At 66.4% G+C, this 18,255-nt stretch carries 13 protein-coding genes and 1 tRNA gene; 9 read left to right on the top strand and 5 right to left on the bottom strand.

Going from position 1 to position 18,255, the window contains the following annotated elements; genetic code table 11:
- Window positions 1-542: 542 nt before the first annotated feature.
- Window positions 543-3,554 carry an Rne/Rng family ribonuclease gene (locus tag F9K07_RS08450; protein WP_159591411.1) on the top strand — a complete coding sequence of 1,004 codons (3,012 nt, stop codon included), beginning with the start codon at window positions 543-545 and terminating at the stop codon, window positions 3,552-3,554.
- Window positions 3,555-3,719: 165 nt separating this feature from the next.
- Here F9K07_RS08450 and F9K07_RS08445 read toward each other — a convergent pair whose 3' ends face one another.
- Genes F9K07_RS08445 through hemC form a run of 4 tightly spaced genes read right to left on the bottom strand, consistent with a single transcriptional unit; the run spans window position 3,720 to window position 8,029 of the window.
- Window positions 3,720-5,015 carry a heme biosynthesis HemY N-terminal domain-containing protein gene (locus F9K07_RS08445; RefSeq protein ID WP_328794031.1) on the bottom strand — a complete coding sequence of 432 codons (1,296 nt, stop codon included), beginning with the start codon at window positions 5,013-5,015 and terminating at the stop codon, window positions 3,720-3,722.
- Complete coding sequence (locus tag F9K07_RS08440; RefSeq protein WP_159591408.1) at window positions 5,015-6,190, bottom strand: uroporphyrinogen-III C-methyltransferase; 1,176 nt, start codon at window positions 6,188-6,190, stop codon at window positions 5,015-5,017. Before F9K07_RS08440 ends, F9K07_RS08445 begins: the two co-directional genes overlap by 1 nt.
- Window positions 6,187-7,035, bottom strand: coding sequence for a uroporphyrinogen-III synthase (locus F9K07_RS08435; protein ID WP_159591406.1), 849 nt, complete (start codon window positions 7,033-7,035; stop codon window positions 6,187-6,189). Before F9K07_RS08435 ends, F9K07_RS08440 begins: the two co-directional genes overlap by 4 nt.
- A gap of 31 nt (window positions 7,036-7,066) precedes the next feature.
- On the bottom strand, window positions 7,067-8,029 hold the full coding sequence (gene hemC, locus F9K07_RS08430; protein ID WP_159591403.1) for a hydroxymethylbilane synthase: 963 nt from the start codon (window positions 8,027-8,029) through the stop codon (window positions 7,067-7,069).
- A gap of 143 nt (window positions 8,030-8,172) precedes the next feature.
- Between hemC and ppc the strand changes: the two genes are divergently transcribed.
- The 7 genes from ppc (at window position 8,173) to F9K07_RS08395 (ending at window position 16,404) form a co-directional block, all read left to right on the top strand.
- On the top strand, window positions 8,173-11,022 hold the full coding sequence (gene ppc, locus F9K07_RS08425; protein ID WP_159591400.1) for a phosphoenolpyruvate carboxylase: 2,850 nt from the start codon (window positions 8,173-8,175) through the stop codon (window positions 11,020-11,022).
- Window positions 11,023-11,093: 71 nt separating this feature from the next.
- The gene (locus F9K07_RS08420; RefSeq protein WP_159591397.1) at window positions 11,094-11,951 is read left to right on the top strand and encodes a 3',5'-nucleoside bisphosphate phosphatase; all 858 of its coding nucleotides are present in this window, start codon (window positions 11,094-11,096) and stop codon (window positions 11,949-11,951) included.
- The gene (locus tag F9K07_RS08415; protein ID WP_159591394.1) at window positions 11,951-12,859 is read left to right on the top strand and encodes a DMT family transporter; all 909 of its coding nucleotides are present in this window, start codon (window positions 11,951-11,953) and stop codon (window positions 12,857-12,859) included. The genes F9K07_RS08420 and F9K07_RS08415 overlap by 1 nt, the downstream gene beginning before the upstream one ends.
- Before the next feature lie 31 nt (window positions 12,860-12,890).
- Complete coding sequence (locus F9K07_RS08410; RefSeq protein WP_159591391.1) at window positions 12,891-13,526, top strand: L-threonylcarbamoyladenylate synthase; 636 nt, start codon at window positions 12,891-12,893, stop codon at window positions 13,524-13,526.
- 62 nt (window positions 13,527-13,588) lie between these two features.
- Complete coding sequence (locus F9K07_RS08405; RefSeq protein WP_159596863.1) at window positions 13,589-14,257, top strand: site-2 protease family protein; 669 nt, start codon at window positions 13,589-13,591, stop codon at window positions 14,255-14,257.
- Between the two features lie 7 nt (window positions 14,258-14,264).
- Window positions 14,265-15,560 (top strand): tryptophan--tRNA ligase, encoded by a 1,296-nt coding sequence (locus F9K07_RS08400; RefSeq protein ID WP_159591388.1) that lies wholly within the window; start codon window positions 14,265-14,267, stop codon window positions 15,558-15,560.
- Between the two features lie 250 nt (window positions 15,561-15,810).
- Entirely contained in the window at window positions 15,811-16,404 is a 594-nt protein-coding gene (locus tag F9K07_RS08395; protein WP_159591385.1) for a LuxR C-terminal-related transcriptional regulator, read from the top strand.
- A gap of 46 nt (window positions 16,405-16,450) precedes the next feature.
- Here F9K07_RS08395 and F9K07_RS08390 read toward each other — a convergent pair whose 3' ends face one another.
- Window positions 16,451-17,887, bottom strand: coding sequence for a sensor histidine kinase (locus F9K07_RS08390; protein ID WP_159591383.1), 1,437 nt, complete (start codon window positions 17,885-17,887; stop codon window positions 16,451-16,453).
- Between the two features lie 105 nt (window positions 17,888-17,992).
- On the opposite strand from F9K07_RS08390, the gene F9K07_RS08385 reads away from it, so the two are divergent.
- Window positions 17,993-18,083 (top strand) — tRNA-Ser (locus F9K07_RS08385).
- The last annotated feature ends 172 nt before the right edge of the window (window positions 18,084-18,255 follow it).

Genomic DNA, 18,255 nt, shown 5'->3' with positions numbered 1-18,255 from the left:
ACACCCGTGGTGTGCCGTAAGTGATTGATTTGCCTTGAGTTTAAGGCAGTCACCCAAGGCAGGGACCGCAGCTTGCACGGCAAGGCGTCCACAGCGGGTAGGTTGCCAACCCGCAGGTCCTGGGTCCGGCGCCGACGTCCCGAAGGTTTCCATTTTGAATTCGGGCATGGCGACAGACCGGTTGACACTGCAGGCGAATCCGCTAAAAGCCCGCGAACCCGAATACGGAATACCCCAATCGTCTAGCCCACCAGACCGGCTGGACGAGGACAAAGTGACACCAGAGTGAGACACCCCAGATCCATGTCGACGACAGCCGTCTGGCCCATCCTGATCACCCAACTCCACGCGCCTACGCCCTGACTTGGCGGTTCGACGCGGCACTTCGGTGCCCGCTTCTGTGTTGAACGCTTTTCCCGCACCGCGGGTCATCGGCTCTCCGGCAATTCCTCCCCTCGTTCGCGCTTTCCGCTGGTTCACGGCAGGTCGGCGTCTGTGCCTTTGGCCCGGACGCCCTTGTGTTTGAACGAAGGAAATGCATCATGAAACGCATGCTGATCAATGCCACGCAGGCCGAAGAGCGCCGCCTGGCCATCGTCGATGGGCAAAAGCTGCTCGACTACGAAATCGAAATCGAAGGGCGCGAACAGCGCAAAGGCAATATCTACAAGGCGGTCGTCACCCGCGTCGAACCGTCCCTGGAGGCTTGCTTCGTCGACTACGGCGAAGACCGCCACGGCTTCCTGCCTTTCAAGGAAATCTCGCGCCAGTATTTCGCCGCGGGCGTGCCGGTGAACCAGGCGCGCATCAACGACGTGATCAAGGAAGGCCAGGAACTGCTGGTCCAGGTTGAAAAGGAAGAACGCGGCAACAAGGGTGCGGCCCTCACCACCTTCGTGAGCCTGGCCGGCCGCTACGTGGTGCTGATGCCCAACAACCCGCGCGGCGGCGGCGTGAGCCGGCGTATCGAAGGCGAAGACCGCCAGGAACTCAAGCAGGCGCTAGACCAGCTGGAGTACCCCAATGGCATGAGCATCATCGCCCGCACCGCCGGCATCGGCCGCGATGCGCCCGAGCTGCAGTGGGACCTGAACTACCTGCTCAAGCTGTGGAACGCCATCGACGGCGCGGCCAAGGGCGGCAAGGGCGCGTACCTGATCTACCAGGAATCGAGCCTGGTCATCCGCGCGATCCGCGACTATTTCAACAGCGACATCGGCGAGATCCTGATCGACACCGACGACATCTTCGAACAGGCGCACCAGTTCATGAGCCACGTGATGCCCGAGCACGGGCACCGCGTGAAGCGCTACCGCGACGACGCGCCGCTGTTCTCGCGCTTCCAGATCGAGCACCAGATCGAGACCGCCTACAGCCGCATCGTGCAGTTGCCCAGCGGCGGCGCCATCGTGATCGACCAGACCGAAGCGCTGGTGGCGGTGGACGTGAACTCGGCGCGCGCCATCAAGGGCGGTGACATCGAGGAAACCGCGACCCGCACCAACCTCGAAGCTGCCGACGAAGTGGCACGCCAGGCGCGCCTGCGCGACCTGGGCGGCCTGGTGGTGATCGACTTCATCGACATGGAAGAGTCGAAGAACCGCCGCGAGGTCGAAAACCGCCTGCGCGACGCGCTGCGCCAGGACCGCGCGCGTGTGCAGTTCGGCTCCATCAGCAAGTTCGGCCTGCTCGAAATGAGCCGCCAGCGGCTCAAGCCCGCGCTCAACGAAGGCGCCTCCATTCCTTGCCCGCGTTGCGGTGGCTCGGGCCACATCCGCGACACCGAAAGCTCGGCGCTGCAGATCCTGCGCGTGATCCAGGAAGAGTCGCTCAAGGACAGCACGGCCGCCGTTCTGGTGCAGGTGCCGGTCGAAGTGGCCAGTTTCCTGCTCAATGAGAAGCGCACCGAGATCACCAAGATCGAACTCAAGCAGCGCGTCAATGTGATGCTGGTGCCCAACAAGTCGCTCGATACACCCAACTACAAGCTGGAGCGGCTGAAGCACGACGACCCGCGCCTGGACAACCTCGAAGCCAGCTACAAGCTGGCCGAGGAGGAAGAGGATGTGGCCAGCTTCACGCGCCGCAGCCAGGAGCGCACCAACAAGCAGGAACCCGTGATCAAGGGCGTGCTGCCCGATGGCCCCGCACCCGTGGCCGCGCCGCGACCGGAAACGCCTGCGGCCGCACCCGCAGCCGTGCCGGCGGCCCAGCGCGCGCCCGTGGCCCCCGCGCCAGCCCCTGCCGAGAAAGGCTTCTTCGGCTGGCTCAAGAGCCTGTTCAGTGCGGAACCCGCGCCGGTCAAGTCCGCCGCGACAGAAGCACCCGCACCGAGCAAGCCTGCGCGCGAGGAACGCACCGAAGGTGGCCGACGCGAAGGCAGCCGCAACCGCGGTAGCCGTGACCGCGACGGCCGTGGTTCGCGAGAAGGCCGTGAAGGCGCCGGCCGCAACGGTGGCCGTGGTGGCGAGGCCCGCGCCGACGGTGGCCGGGTGGAAGGCCGCAACGAACAACGCGGTGAAGGCCGCCGGGGCGGTGAAGGCCGTGGTGACAACCGCAGCGAAGCACGCGGTGAGCGCGGCGAGCGAAGCGAGAACCGCAACGAGCCACGCGGTGAAGGCCGCCAGCGCAACGACAACCGCCGCGACGGCGGCCGCCGCGAAGCCGCCGCCACGGACAACGTCGCCAACGCCCTGCCCTTGGCCGCAACGGCTCAGGGCGAGCACGCGCCCGAGGCCGCGGAAGGCCAGCCGCGCCGTGAGCGCGAACGCCGCCCCCGTGGCGAGCGGGGCGAGAACCGCCGCCGCCCGGAAGAAGGCGAAGTCGCCGCTGTACCAGCCGCAGCGCAGGACAACGACAACGACGGCAACGCCGGTGTCGCCACCGATGCACCGCGCGAGGGTGAGGCCACGGAAAACGGCGCACCGCGCGGCAACCGCGAGCGCCGCAGCCGCGATCGCTATGGCCGCGACCGCCGCGAGCGCGGCCCACGCGAAGATGTGGCCGAGAGCGAAGAAAGCGCTGGCGCGCCGCAGGCCGATGCGCCCGCCGCAGCAGTGGTCGAGCCCGCTGCCGACACGACCGCCTACGAGGCCCCTGTGCGCAGCTACTTCAGCGTGCCCACGTCACCCCTGGTGAACGAAGCACCGGCCAGCGTAGCCAGCGAGCCCGCAGCGCCAGCAGCAATGGCCGAGCCAACCCCGGCTCCCGCACCCGCACCCGCACCGACCGCGCCGCGCGCGCCGGCCCCAGTGGCGGCACCGGTCGCGGCACCGGTCGCGGCCCCAGTCCCCGTTCGTGGCCTGCCCAAAGTGCCAGCGTATGCCTTGTCGATCGAGGAGATGAACCAGATCGCCCAGTCCAGCGGTCTCGAGTGGGTGAACTCCAATGCCGAGAAGGTGGCCCAGGCGCAAGCCGCCATCGCCGCCGAACCCAAGCCGATCCATGTGCCGCGCGAACCCAAGCCGGCGGTGATGCTGGACGAAGGTCCGCTGGTGCTGGTGGAAACGCGCAAGGATCTGCGCGACATCAAGCTGCCGTTCGAGAACGCCTGATGCACACCTGCACCGGTCCGCTGGGCCGGTGATCGTTGCGCCGCCAGCGGCGCCGATCGGCAACCCTCAAAAAAACCGGCCGGGCCTGAGAGCCCGACCGGTTTTTTTTCGGCAATGCAATGCGATGCCGCGATGAGGTGCGTTCGCGCTATTGCGCTAACGCGTTCAGTCCAGCAGCGCGGCGCGCTTCCAGGCCGCCTGCGCCGCTGCCGGGTCTTCGCGCTCCTCGGCCAGCAGCGCCAGCCCGCGCCAGGTGCGGCGCAACAGCGCGGGATCGGACAGGCTGTGGCTGGCCATGGTCAACATCTGCGAGGCCTTGCCCCACAGCTGGCGCTGCATGCAGGCCTGTCCGGTGAGGTATTGCAGAAATCCGTTCTGCGGTGCCTGGCGCTGCAGATGCTCCAGGCGTGCGAGTCCCGCGGCATCGATCTCGACCAGACCCGGCTCCGCCGCCAGCACCAACCAACGCTGCTGCGCCGGCTCCAGCTGGGTGAGCCCGTCCCACAGGGGTTCCAGCCAGGCTCGCACATGCGCGTGTGCTTGTGCGTGCTCGGACTCGTTCACGGCCAACTGGTTGGCTCGGCGTGCGGCGGCCAGCGACAGATCGGGCATGGCGCGTTCGGCCTCGTCCAGGCCGTTCCAGACCCCCACCAACTGCGCCAGGTCGTGCGCTTCGCGCAAGGCATCGAGCGCGAGGCCGCGCACGATGCTGCGCGAGGCTTCGGGCGAAAAGGCCCGGTGCTTGGCCAACAGACGCGCGGTTTCCAAGGCCTCGGTCGTGGCGCCCCCCATCCGGGCAATGCGCAACTTCAAGCGCAGCGCCTGGATGCGCCGGCTCGCGCCCTGCGGCAAATCGGCCAGGCGCGCGCGCGCGGCGTCCGCGTCCCGGTCTTCCACCGACCAGCGCACCGCGCGCAGCAAAGCGCCTTCATGGGCTTCTGGAGCGTATTTCGAGAGCCTGGGATTCAAGGCGGCCTGCAGGTTCTCGTCGCGCCGCTCGCGGTTCTGCAGAGACTGGGCGCTTTCGGCGAGCAGCAGATGGGCCAGCAGCTGGAGCTGGTCGCGCCGTGGCCATTGGCCCGAGGGCACGCTCTTGAGCTGGTCCAGGGCCTGCTGGGCCGACGCCTGCGCGCGCACGAAGCGGCCCGCCAATTGGAGCGACAACGCGTCCATGACCATGGCCACCACCGAGCGTTCGATCTGCAGGTTGCGCCAGCGCTGGGCTTGCGCGGGCAGGTCGCGCAGGAGCGACAGCGCGCGCAACGCGGCGTGCAGGACCACGAAGCCCACGATCAGGCAGAAGACCACGAAATTGAAGGAAACGTCGAACCGGTAAGGTGGCCAGAACAAAGTGAGCGTGGACTCGTTGTGCCCCACTAGCAAGGCCAGCGCCACGGCCAGCGCGGCCAACGCGAGCAACCAGAACACGCTGCGCATGGCGCCACCAAATCGGGCGGACATCAGCGCCCTCCAGCGGCTGCGGCCAGTGCCGTGAGGGTCTCCTCCGGCCTGGGCAGATCGCTGTCGACAAGGTCTTTGCGCAGGCGCGCCACCGCGGCCTGGGCGGCCGTGACCCGCGGTGCGCCGGTGTCGAAGTAGCGGGCCAGGGCGGTCTCCACGGCCAGCAGATCGGCCTGGCTGGCCTGCATGTGGCGCGCCAGCAGGCCCAGGCGCGCGTTGAGCAGTTTGAGTTTGAGGTTCTCGCGCATGAACAGGGCCTGATCGGGCGCGATCAGGATCGCTTCGGGCCGGTCGATGCGGCTCACGCGCACCAGTTCGCGGCCACTGCGCGTGAGGTCGCTCCAGATGCGCTCCCACGCCGACGACCACCAGTTCGCCACGTTGTTCCAACTCTGGTCCCAACCGCCCATGGGCGTTGGGCCTTCGGACGCCGGTTCGACGGAATCCGCTTCGGGCACAGGTTTCGCGGCCACGACACCCTTGCGTGCCTTGGCCGCCGCTGCCTTGGCGGAGGCTGCAGGCACCGGCTGACCCACCTGGTTGAGCAAGGGCCAATCGTCGACCTGGCGGGCCAATTCATCGAGTTGCAGCACCAGCGCGGGAATGTCGGTCAACGCCAGGCCCTGGATGCGTTGGATGTCGCGCCCGATGGCCCGCTGGACCGGGTTCAGGCGCGGCTGCGCGGCGCGCGCGATGCGCCGGTCGGCCGCCTGCAAGGCAGACACCAGCGGCTGCGCGCTGCCGGTAAGCTGCGCCTGCTGCTGCGCCAGCCGCAAGGCGGATTCCAGGTCCTGCACCAGGTTGTCGTCGCGCGACCGCGAGAGCGAGAGCATGAGCTCTTCGAGCTGGCTGCGCTGCAGGCTGACTTCGGACAGGCGCAGCTCGGCCACCGCGAGGCGCGCCTGCAACTCCTGCGTGAGGGCTTCGGCCTGCGCCGCCAGCGTGCGCGCTTCCACCGTCTGTGCCATGGTGTCCTGGCTGCGGCGCGCCAACTCCTGCTGTGTGAAGCTGAGCCGCTGCCACAGCAGGCCGGTGATCAGCAGCGCGATCGCCGCGATGAGCAGCGCCAACCAGGTAAAGCCCATGCCCGCACGGCGCACGGGCGGCGCGGGCGGTGTGGCGGGCGCTGCTGCCGGCACGGCAGGGGGAGTGAGATCGGAGGTGTCGGTGCTCATGGTCGGGTCCAACCCGATTCTAGAGCGCGCACCACGTCGGCCACGGTGGGACGGGTTTGCACCACGCGGCCAAACCCCACCCGCTGTGCCGCAGCGGCGATGCGGGGATGCGTGGCGAGCGCACCCGCCTTCGACCATTCCAGGGGTGGACGCAGCGCCTCCAAGGCGTGCAGGGCTTCCGAACTGCTGAACAACCACACATGGCCTTCGCCCGTGGCAGCCTGTATCCAGGCTTGGTCCTCGGCCGAGAACGGCGGAGCGCCGCGTGCATAGGCCACGCAGCCTCTCACGGTCGCGCCCGCAGCGACGCATTGTTCGATGAGCCACTGGCGGCCGCGACCCGCCACCGGGGCAGGGTCATGGGTGATGGCGTCGGGTGGTGCGCCGTGCGAAGACGTGCCGCGCACGATCAGCACCAGGCTGCCCGGCACCACCTGGGACGACACCAGGGGCCACAGGTGTTCGGAATCGTATTGCGCCGCATGGGCGGCGGGCGCGTCGATCCGGCTCTCGGGCATGTCCAACAGCGCCAGGGCCTGCGCCAGGCGACGCGCCGTGCCAGGACCAGGCGCCCAGAACCGTGTGCGGGTGGAGGCCAATGCGGGTGCCACGCCATGCGCGAAGAAGTGCTGTACTGCCGCCGAGCTGACGAACAGCATGGCGTCGGCTTGCATCCAATGGCGGCGCCAGTGCTGCAGCGTGGCCAGGTCCTCGGCCGACTGCGGCGCGGCGATCTCGATGAGAGGTCGCGCACAGGCCGGCCATCCCTCGGCGCGCAAGGCCTGTACCCACGCCTGCGCCTCGGGTTCGGGCCGCGTGACCACGAGTTGCGTCAGAGGGGTCATGCTGGCCTGTAGCGTGCCAAGCCCCACCAGCTCAGCCCTCCGCCAGTGGTGCATGCGGCACCGCACCTGCGGCGCGCAGCGCTGCGCTCACGCGCTGGCCGAGGGCTTCGGCCTCGGCCAATGTGCGAACCGCGGCCCGGCCGTTGGCACGCACCAGGGCGTGCACCCCATCCGTGTCGCCCCAGGCGGTGTCGAGCGTGAGGTCGCCATCCGGCGTCCAATCGGCGAACGCGGCCAAGGGCATCGAGCAACTGCCCCCCATGGCGCGCGACACCGTGCGCTCGGCCGCCACGCGCAGCCAGGTGGGCTGGTGCGCCAGTGGCGCGAGGGCCTCCAGCAGATCGGTGCGGTCGGCACGGACCTCGATGCCCAACGCGCCCTGCCCCGCGGCCGGCAGCGATTCCGCCGCTTCGAAGATGTGGCGGATGCGCGGCTCCAGGCCCAGGCGCTTGAGGCCCGCGGCGGCCAGCACGATGGCGTGGTACTGGCCTTCGTCGAGCTTGCGCAATCGGGTGTCGAGGTTGCCGCGCAAGGGTTCGATGCGCACGTCGTCGCGGTGCAATGCTTGCAGGGCGGCGCGCAGCAGCACCTGGCGGCGCAGGCTGGAGGTGCCCACGACGGCGTTGGGCGGCAGGTCGGCCAGACCGGTGCAGTGCGGCGACACCCAGGCATCGCGCGGGTCTTCGCGCTCCATCACGCACGCCAGGGCAAAGCCCGCAGGCAGGTCCATCGGCACGTCCTTGAGCGAATGCACGGCGATGTCGGCGCGACCGTCTTCCAGCGCCAGTTCCAACTCTTTGACGAACAGCCCCTTGCCACCCACCTTGGAGAGACTGCGGTCCAGGATCTGATCGCCCAGCGTCGTCATGCCCAGCAGCGTGACACGGTGCCCCCGGCCTTCGAGCAAGGCCTTGACATGGTTGGCCTGCCACAGCGCCAAGCGGCTCTCGCGCGTGGCGATGGTGATGTTCAGGGCGAGGGGAGAAGGGGACATTCGAGATCGGGGTGAGGAGCGGTCCGCCAAGCCTGAAAGCACACGCTTTTTTTGGTACCCGGCTGGTAACTGGAGAGGGGATCGGGATGCTAGCATGGCCCGTTTGCCCGCGCCCCGAACTCCCTCTTCACACCACATCCCACATGCCGCGAACGTCCGCCCGCTCCGCCACCACTTCGAGCAAAACCCGACCCGCCGAGCGGGCCGACAAAGACCAGCCCCTCATCGACGACATCCGGCTGCTCGGCCGCATTCTGGGCGACGTGATCCGTGAGCAAGAGGGCCAGGCCGCGTTTGAATTGATCGAACAGATCCGCCGGCTCTCGGTGGCCTTTCGCCGCCATGCCGACGAGTCCGCCGACAAGGCCTTGAAGAAGCTGCTCAAGGGCCTGAGCGGCGACCAGGCGGTGAGCGTGATCCGCGCCTTCACCTATTTCAGCCACCTGGCCAATCTGGCCGAAGACCGCCACCACATCCGCCGCCGCGCCGTGCACGAGCGCGCGGGCAACCTGCAGGACGGTAGCCTGGCGCGCACGCTGCAGCACCTGCGCGAGGCCGGTGTGGCGCCCGCCGAGGTGGTGCGCACGCTGGCGCGCAGCCACATCTCGCCGGTGCTCACCGCGCACCCCACCGAAGTGCAGCGCAAAAGCATTCTGGATGCCGAGCGCGCGATCGCGCGCCTGCTGGGAGAACGCGACGATCCACAACGCCTGCCGCGCGAGCGCGCCGACATCGAGGCCCAGATCCGCGCCCGCGTCACGCAGCTCTGGCAGACGCGCCTGCTGCGCTTTACCAAACTCACCGTGGCCGATGAAATCGAGAACGCGCTGAGCTACTACGAAGCGACCTTCCTCACGCAGATTCCGCGCCTCTACCGCGAACTCGAGGATGGACTGGGCCACAGCGGCGACGGCGCGGCGATCGCGCCCTTCCTGCGCATGGGCCAATGGATCGGCGGTGACCGCGACGGCAACCCCAACGTGACGGCGCAGACCCTCGAACTCGCGCTGCACAGCCAGGCCGAGATGGTGCTGCGCCACCACCTCACGCAATTGCACCACCTGGGCGCGGAGTTGTCGGTCTCGGCCATGCTCAACAGCGTCAGCCCCGAGATGCAGGCCCTGGCCGAACGTTCGCCCGACACCAACGCGCACCGGCAGGACGAGCCCTACCGCCGCGCCCTCACCGGCATGTACGCCCGCCTCGCGGCCACGCTCAAACACCTCACCGGCGGCGAAGCGGCGCGCCACGCTGTGGCACCGCAAGACCCCTACCTCAGCGCCAGCGAATTGCTCAACGACTTGCGCACCATCGAGTCCTCCCTCAAGGCCCACCATGGCGAAGCCCTGGCGCGCGCGCGCCTGCTGCCGCTGATGCGCGCGGTTCAGGTGTTCGGCTTTCACCTGGCCACGGTCGATCTGCGGCAAAGCTCGGACAAGCACGAAGAGGTGGTGGCCGAGCTGCTGGCCGAGGCACGCATCGAGCCGCGGTACAGCCAACTCGACGAGGCCGGCAAGCAGGCCGTGCTGCTGCGGCAGTTGAACGACGCGCGGCCCCTGCGCGTACCCGGCGTCGCCTACTCCCCTCACACGCAGGGCGAGCTGGCCATCTTCGAGACCGCTCGCCTGGGGCGCCAACGCTTTGGCGCCCAGGCCATCCGCCACGCCATCATCAGCCACACCGAAACGGTAAGCGACCTGCTCGAAGTGCTGCTGCTGCAAAAGGAAGCCGGCCTGGTGCACGGCACACTGGACGATGGCGCGGTGTGCGACCTGATCGTGGTGCCGCTGTTCGAGACCATCGAAGACCTGCGCAATGCCGCGCCCATCATGCGCGACTACTACGCCCTGCCCGGCCTGCGGGCCATGGTGCAGCGGGGCGCGGCCGACGGCTACTGCGAGCAGGACATCATGCTCGGCTACTCCGACAGCAACAAGGACGGCGGCATCTTCACCAGCAACTGGGAGCTGTACCGCGCGGAGACCGCCCTGGTGGAGCTGTTCGACAGCCTGAACCAGGGCATGGAAAGCCCGATCCAGATGCGCATGTTCCACGGCCGCGGCGGCACGGTGGGCCGCGGCGGCGGTCCGAGCTACCAGGCCATCCTGGCGCAACCCCCGGGCACCGTGCGTGGCCAGATCCGCCTGACCGAACAGGGCGAGGTGATCGGCTCGAAGTACGCCAACCCCGAGATCGGTCGGCGCAACCTGGAAACCCTGGTCGCCGCCACGCTCGAGGCCACGCTGCTGCAACCCACGCGCAACGCGCCGAAGAGCTTCCTCGCGGCGGCGGACGAGCTCTCACGCGAGAGCATGGCGGCCTACCGCGCGCTGGTCTACGACACCCCCCGCTTCACCGAGTACTTCTTCGCCGCCACGCCCATCCGCGAAATCGCCGAACTCAACATCGGCTCGCGCCCGGCCTCGCGCAAAGCTTCGCAAAAAATCGAAGACCTGCGTGCCATTCCCTGGGGCTTCAGCTGGGGCCAGTGCCGGCTCACGCTGCCGGGTTGGTACGGCTTTGGCTCGGCGGTCCACACCTTCCTGCACCGCGACGGTCCCAAGGGTGTTGCTGCGCAAAAGGCCCTCCTGCAGAAGATGGTCAAGCAGTGGCCGTTCTTCAGCACCCTGCTGTCCAACATGGACATGGTGCTGGCCAAGAGCGATCTGGCACTGGCCTCGCGTTATGCCGAGCTGGTGCCCGACAAGCGCTTGCGCGGCCAGGTGTTCAAGGCCATTGAGGCCGAATGGCAGCGCACGGCCGCAGCGCTTGCGCTCATCACCGGCGAAAAACAGCGGCTGGTAAACAACGCCGCGCTGCAGCGCTCCATGCGCCACCGCTTCCCGTATATCGACCCCTTGCATCATCTGCAAGTCGAGCTGGTCCGTCGCTACCGGGCGGGCGAGAACAAGGCCGACCGCGACGAACGCGTGCGCCGAGGCATCCACATCTCCATCAACGGCATCGCCGCTGGTCTGAGAAATACGGGGTAACCCCCGCGCCGGCCCTGTGGGGCATGGACCTCGCGCAAGCACGGCAATCCGGTAGATCCTAAAATGCACCGGTGAACAGCCTGACCAACGCCGACCTGCACTGCCATTCCGTCATCTCGGACGGCACGCTCACGCCCGAGGTGCTTGCCCAACGCGCCAAGGCCAACGGCGTCGAACTCTGGGCCCTCACCGATCACGACGAACTCGGTGGCCAGGACCGGGCGATCGCCGCCGCGCGCGCGCTCGAGCTGCCCTACCTCACCGGTACCGAAATCTCCGTCACCTTTGCCGGCATCACGGTGCACATCGTCGGCCTGGGCATGGACCACAAAAACCCGGCGCTGTTGAGCGGCCTGCACAACACGCGCAACGGCCGCGAACAACGCGCCCGCGAAATGAGCGACGACCTGGCGCGCGTGGGCATCCCGGGCGTGTACGAAGGCGCGCTGAAGTACGTGGGCAACCCCGAACTCATCTCGCGCTCGCACTTCGCGCGCTACTTGGTCGAGATCGGTGTGTGCAAGGAAATCAGCGAGGTGTTTCGCAAGTACATCACCGAAGGCAAGCCCGGCTTCGTGCCACACCGCTGGGCCACGCTGGGCCATGCGGTGAGCTGGATCACGCAATCCGGCGGCGTGGCGGTGGTCGCCCACCCCGGCCGCTACAAGCTCACACCCAATGAAGAGTTTGCGCTGTTCACCGAGTTCAAGGCCCACGGCGGCCAGGGCGTGGAAGTGATGACCGGGGCCCATGGTCAGGCCGACTACGTCAAGTACGCGGGCTATTGCAAGGAATTCGACCTCGTGGCCTCGCGCGGCAGCGACTTCCACAGCCCCGAAGAAAGCCACACCGATCTGGGCCAGTTGCCCGATCTGCCCGGCACCGTCACACCCGTGTGGGACCTGTTGCGCTCGCGCATCCTGCAGTGATGGCCGGCCCGGCACACTACAAGCCCGCGCAAGCCGCGCTGGGCATTGGCTTCCTGGTGGTCGCCACCGCCTGCTTTGCAGTGCTCGACACCACGGTGAAATACGTCGGCGCGTTCGTGCCGGTGCTGTTGGCCGTGTGGTTCCGCTACGCCTTCCACGCCGTGGTGGTCACCGCCATCATGCTGCCCTTGCGCGGGCGCAGCCTGGTGCGCACGGCGCACCCCCGCTTCCAGCTGTTGCGCGGCCTGCTGTTGCTGACGGTCAGCGCGCTGTCGTTCGTGGCGCTGCAGTACATGCCGGTGGGCGAATTCACCGCCATCGTGATGATCACGCCCTTGGTCGTTACCTTGCTGGCCGCCCTTTTCCTGCGCGAGCGCGTGACGGCGCTGCGCTGGGTGCTGGTGGCCGGGGGGTTCACGGGCGCCTTGATGGTCGTGCGCCCGGGTGGCGACCTGATCGGCTGGGCCAGCCTGCTGCCGCTGGTGATGGTGTTCACCTACGCCTGGTTTCAGATTCTCACCAGCAAGATGGCCCGCACCGAAGACCCGATGACCATGCACTTCTACACCGGCTGGGTGGGCGCGCTGGCGGCCAGCCTGGTGCTGCCGCTGGTGTGGCAGTCCAGTCCCGACGCCACCACCTTCGCGCTGCTGTGCCTGGTCGGGTGCATGGGCACGGTAGGTCACTTCCTGCTGATCCTGGCGTTCGCGCGTACGCCAGCGTCCACCCTGACCCCCTATCTCTATGGCCAGATCGGATTCGCCATGTTCTGCGGCTGGCTGGTGTTTGGCCATGTGCCCGGGCAGCTCGAACTGCTCGGCATCGCGCTGATCGTGTTGTGCGGTGCCAGCGCCAGTTGGATCACCGCGCGCGACCAACGCCTGCCGGTGGAACAGCCCGAGGCCTGAGAAGGTGTGTTGAGACGATCACAATCGCACGATGTCCCAGTTCTTTGACGTTCACCCCGAGAACCCGCAGCCCCGCCTGCTCAAGCAAGCCGTGCAGTTGCTGGAGCGCGGCGGCGTGTTGGCCGTGCCCACCGACTCCAGCTACGCCCTGGTCTGCCATCTCGACGACAAGGCCGCTGCCGACCAACTGCGCCGCATCCGCCAGCTCGACGACAAGCAACACCTGTCCCTGCTGTGCCGCGACCTGAGCGAACTCGCCAGCTACGCCAAGGTGGACAACCGGCAGTACCGCCTGCTCAAGCTCGCCACGCCAGGCCCGTACGCCTTCATCCTCGAAGCCAGCAAGGAAGTGCCGCGCCGCTTGAGCCACCCCTCGCGCAAAACCATCGGCCTGCGTGTGCCCGAGCACAAGACGCTGCAAGCGCTGCTGGAGGTCCACAACGCGCCGCTGCTGGCCACCACGCTGATCCTGCCGGGTGAAACCGATCCACTGAACGACGCGCACGACATCCGCGAGCGCCTGGAGCACGAACTGGCCGGCGTCATCGGTGCCGGCGCCTGCGCGCTGGAACCCACCACCGTGATCGACCTTACCCCCATGGGGACCGGTGGGGAACCAGAGGTGCTGCGCGCCGGGCGCGGCGACCTTGCACGCCTGGGCCTCTGAGCCCTGGCTGCGCGCCCGACCCAGTCTGGGACAATAGCGGTTTGCCTCTGCGTTCGCCCGACATGGATTTCGCCCTCATCGTTCAAACCGTCGCCATCTACGCCATTCCGGTGCTGTTCGCCATCACGCTGCACGAGGCGGCGCACGGCTATGCCGCGAAGCGGTTTGGCGACAACACCGCCGAGATGCTGGGGCGCATCACGCTCAACCCGCTCAAGCACATCGACCCCCTGGGCACGATCGCGATGCCGCTGCTGCTCTACTTCGCCACGTCGGGCGCCTTCCTGTTCGGCTACGCCAAACCCGTCCCGGTGAACTTCGGGCGCCTGCGCAACCCCAAGCGCGACATGGTCTGGGTCGCATTGGCCGGCCCGGGTTCCAACTTCCTGCAGGCCATCGCCTGGACCGTGTTGCTGTACGTGCTGGTGGCGCTCGGCGTGGAAGAAGAGTTCTTCCTGCGCATGTGCCGCGCCGGCATGCTGGTCAACCTCGTCATGTTCGCCTTCAACCTGTTCCCTCTGCCCCCGCTGGACGGTGGCCGCATTCTGGTTGGCCTGCTGCCCTGGAAACAGGCCGAGCTGGTCTCTCGCGTGGAACCCTGGGGCTTTTTCATCGTCATGGCCCTGGTCATCACCGGCGTGGTCGGCACACTCTGGCTGCGCCCGCTCATGATGCTCTCCGGCAATGCCATCGAGCTGCTGCTCTCCCCTCTTCGCATGCTGCTGTTCTGACTGACCCATGAAAACCCAACGCGTCCTCACGGGCATCACCACCTCCGGCACCCCCCATCTGGGCAACTACGTCGGCGCCATCCGCCCGACCGTGCGCGCCAGCCGGCTGGCCGAAGTGCAGAGCTTCTACTTCCTGGCCGACTACCACGCTCTCATCAAGACCAGCGGCGATCCGGCGCGCGTGCAGCGCTCCACCCTGGAGATCGCCGCCACCTGGCTCGCCTGCGGGCTCGACCCGGCGCGCGTGACCTTCTACCGCCAGTCCGACATCCCCGAAATTCCCGAGCTCACCTGGTTGCTCACCTGCGTCACCGGCAAAGGCGTGCTCAACCGCGCGCACGCCTACAAGGCCTCGGTCGACAAGAACAACGCCGCAGGCGTTGACCCCGACGCCGGCGTGACCGCGGGCCTCTTCATGTACCCAGTGCTGATGGCGGCCGACATCCTGATGTTCAACGCGCACAAAGTGCCCGTGGGTCGCGACCAGATCCAGCACATCGAAATGGCGCGCGACATCGCCTCCAGCTTCAACCACCTGTACGGCGAGCATTTCACGCTGCCCGAAGCCGCCATCGAAGAGCACGTGGCGACCTTGCCCGGTCTGGACGGCCGCAAGATGAGCAAGAGCTACGACAACACCATTCCCCTGTTCGTGCCGCGTGAGCAGTTGCGCAAGCTCATCATGGGCATCCTGACCGACTCGCGCGCACCCGGCGAGCCCAAGGACACCGAAGGTTCGGCCCTGTTCCAGCTCTACCAGGCCTTCGCCACCTTCGACGAAACCGCCGCGCTGGCCCAAGCCTATGCCGAGGGCATCGCCTGGGGCGACGCCAAACAGATGCTGTTCGAACGCGTGGACCAGGAGATCGCGCCCTTGCGCGAGGTCTATGACCGGCTGATGCAGGACCCCGCCCAAATCGAGCACATCCTCAAAGCGGGCGCCGACAAGGCCCGTGCCATCGCCACGCCTTTCACCGCACGGCTGCGCGAAGCCGTGGGACTGCGCCGCCTGGACCGCACCACGGCCTCAACGCCGGGCAAGGTGAGCAAGGTGGCCGCACCTGTTTTCAAACAATACCGTGAAAAAGACGGGCAGTTCTATTTCAAGCTGATCGACGCTGCAGGCCAACTCCTGCTGCAAAGCGCCGGCTTCCCTTCGGGCAAGGACGCCGCGCAAGCCATCGCGCGCTTGCAACGGGAAGGCCTTGCCGCGCTGGCCACGCTGAAAGTACAACCAACCGCCCCAGCCGACGCGAATAGCCTGGAGGAGGCGCTTCTGTATTTCCGCCAAAACGAGATCTGAAGCCGGATCGAACTCGAAATTTACGTCCATGCGCCCTTTGATACACAATGAAGCCTATCCATAGCCCACGAGCCAAATACCCTTTGACCTCCTTGGGCGCCCGACCTAAAACCATCCGTATGAACACTCCCGGGCATTTGGATTAAAAAGTAAAAAGAACGATTGCATTCCGGTTCGATCGGCTATCGCCAAAGACGAACAATCTCGATATGCTGTCGCATTGAAACCCTTAATAAATAGCACGCCAGACATGAGCATTTTTGTAATCGACGATCACCCGCTGATGCGCGAAGCAGTCGTGATGCTGCTTCGGCGCCTGCGCGCCTCCACCCAAGTGGTTGAACTCGAACGTCTGGCGGCAGTGAGCAAAGCGATCACCGAGCACGGTGACCCCGAATTGGTCTGCCTGGACCTGAAGTTGCCCGACACCAATGGTGTTTCGGGTGTGCGCGAAGTGCGGCAGATGCTGCCCGACACCTCGTTGATCGTGCTCTCCGCCTCGCCCGCTTCCGATTACGAAGACTTGGCGCGCGAAGCCGGTGCCGACGCCTATGTCGAGAAATCGGCCGGCGCGGCCCAGATCGCCAAAGTCTTGCGCGAATTTCTGGCAGAAGAACCCGAAGACGAAAACGCGCCCACCATCCCCGAAAAGCTCTCCAAGCGCCAAAAACAGTTGCTGGTGATGCTGGACCGTGGCTTGAGCAACCGCGATATTGCCGAGCAATTGCAAATCAGCGAGCACACCGTCAAGGTGCACCTTTGGCGCCTGTTCCGCCGCCTCAATGTGAAGAGCCGCTCGCAAGCGAGCCACCTCGCGCGCACGGCGGGCCTGCTGGACCTCTGAGCGAAGAACCAGGGCGCGCCACGCGCCTTTGCGTCACACCTCTCGCTCAAAAAACCGAGTTGTCTTCAACACCGCGTTGAATTTCCGGCGCTGGCTCGCGTTGCGTGAACGCGGGCATCAACACGCGGAATACGCTGCCCTGCTGGGCCACCGAGTTCAAGGACAGTTGGTATCCCATCAGCGAAGTGAGCTTGGACACGATGGTCAGACCCAAGCCCAGGCTGTCCTCCGTGCCCTGGTGCTGTGACACGCGAAAGAACTCCTGAAAGATGGCCTGCTGGTGTTCGCGGGCGATGCCAACGCCGGTGTCCCACACCTCGAACATCAACACGTCGTCGCGGTGCCTGAGCCCCACCAGGACACCGCCCTGGTGTGTATGGCGCAACGCGTTCGAAATCAGATTGCCCAGAATGCGGCGCAGCACAACAGGATCGGACCAGATCAAGGTCGGACGGGTGTGGGTTCGCAGGCGCAGCGATTTGCCCACGGCCACCGGTTCGAACTGGAGCGACAGATCGTCCAGCAGCCTGCGCACATCGACGTGCTGCAACCGGACCTTGTAATTGCCCGCATCGATGCGCGTCAAATCGAAGAGCGAGTCGAACAGCTCGTTGATCGCGCGGGTGGACTGCAGGATGCGAGGAGAAATGTCGCGCGCCATTTCCGGCTCGGTTGCCAACCAATCCGCGTACAAACTCAGCGCATGCACGGGCTGGCGCAAATCGTGGGCGGCCGACGCCAGAAAGCGGTTCTTGGTCGCGACGGCGCGCAAGGACGCGCGGGTTTGCAAGGTCAATGAGTCGATCAGCTCCTGGTTGGAAAACTGCAGTTCGAAGCTTGCGCGATACACCTCGTGCAGACGTTTTCCGGCAAAAATGAGCAACCCCCAGAACACCAGCAGGAGCACCAGCAGCATGGCGCCACTTTGCAAGGCATCGGGTTTTTCAGTCAAAGAGCGCGCCGTTCCCCAGACCAGGCCGGCCAGCATGGCAAGGACCAAGGCATTGGTGTACCGGCGAAAGACGGGGAGGTATGCGCTGAGCGTCGTCAGTGCCAACAACCCGTGGCCCAATACCACGACCCCGCAGATGAACTGCGTGACCTGAGAAGTCGTCTGATACGTCAGGAACACCGGCGCACCCCAAAGCAGCGCCATGATGGTCCAGGACCACTTGTAGCGCTGAATGAAGTTCAAGCGCTGAGGGCCTTCCAGGCTGTCGTGCCGCAGTCGGTAGATGCCGATCAACCGATAGCGCAGCACCAATGTGGAGAGCGTCAAAACCGCCCAGACAGTCAATGCGATCGTATTCGCCTGCCCCGCCATGAGATAGACCAACACGGGCAGTGAAATCGCTCCCGCCAGCAACGACGGCCCCATGTTGTCCATCAAGACACCGATAAGTTGCGAGCTGATCCATTGGCCTCGCACTTCGGGCGAAGCGGGCACATGCTGATAGGTAGCAGGCTGGGTGTCGACGAGCATGAGAAGGCCGGTAACAAGCGGTGACGCATTGTCTCACTCACCGACTTGGATGCACGGGCAGCAAAGCGCCACCCGCCTCCTGCTAGAATCGCAGGCTTCGAACACGGAGAGGTGGCAGAGTGGTCGAATGCGCGGGACTCGAAATCCCGTGTACGTTTTCAACGTACCGTGGGTTCGAATCCCACCCTCTCCGCCAGCATGTCTGGAGCCTCAGTCTCACTGAGGCTTTTTTTCTGGCGCAAAGCCCCGTTTCATGCGGGCTCCGGGGCGATCGGCTTCTCTCTGTGGAGAGTCTCTGGCGGCTTTCTCTCGGCTACAGGCCGCCATTTCTCTCTATTTTCTCTTTAAGACCGAGCCACGGCGATACG

The sequence above is a fragment of the Hydrogenophaga sp. BPS33 genome (genome assembly GCF_009859475.1).
In the GTDB taxonomy this organism is placed as follows: Bacteria; Pseudomonadota; Gammaproteobacteria; order Burkholderiales; family Burkholderiaceae_C; genus Hydrogenophaga.
Note: the sequence above shows the minus strand (reverse complement) of the source record. Positions and strands in the feature narration are given on the sequence as shown.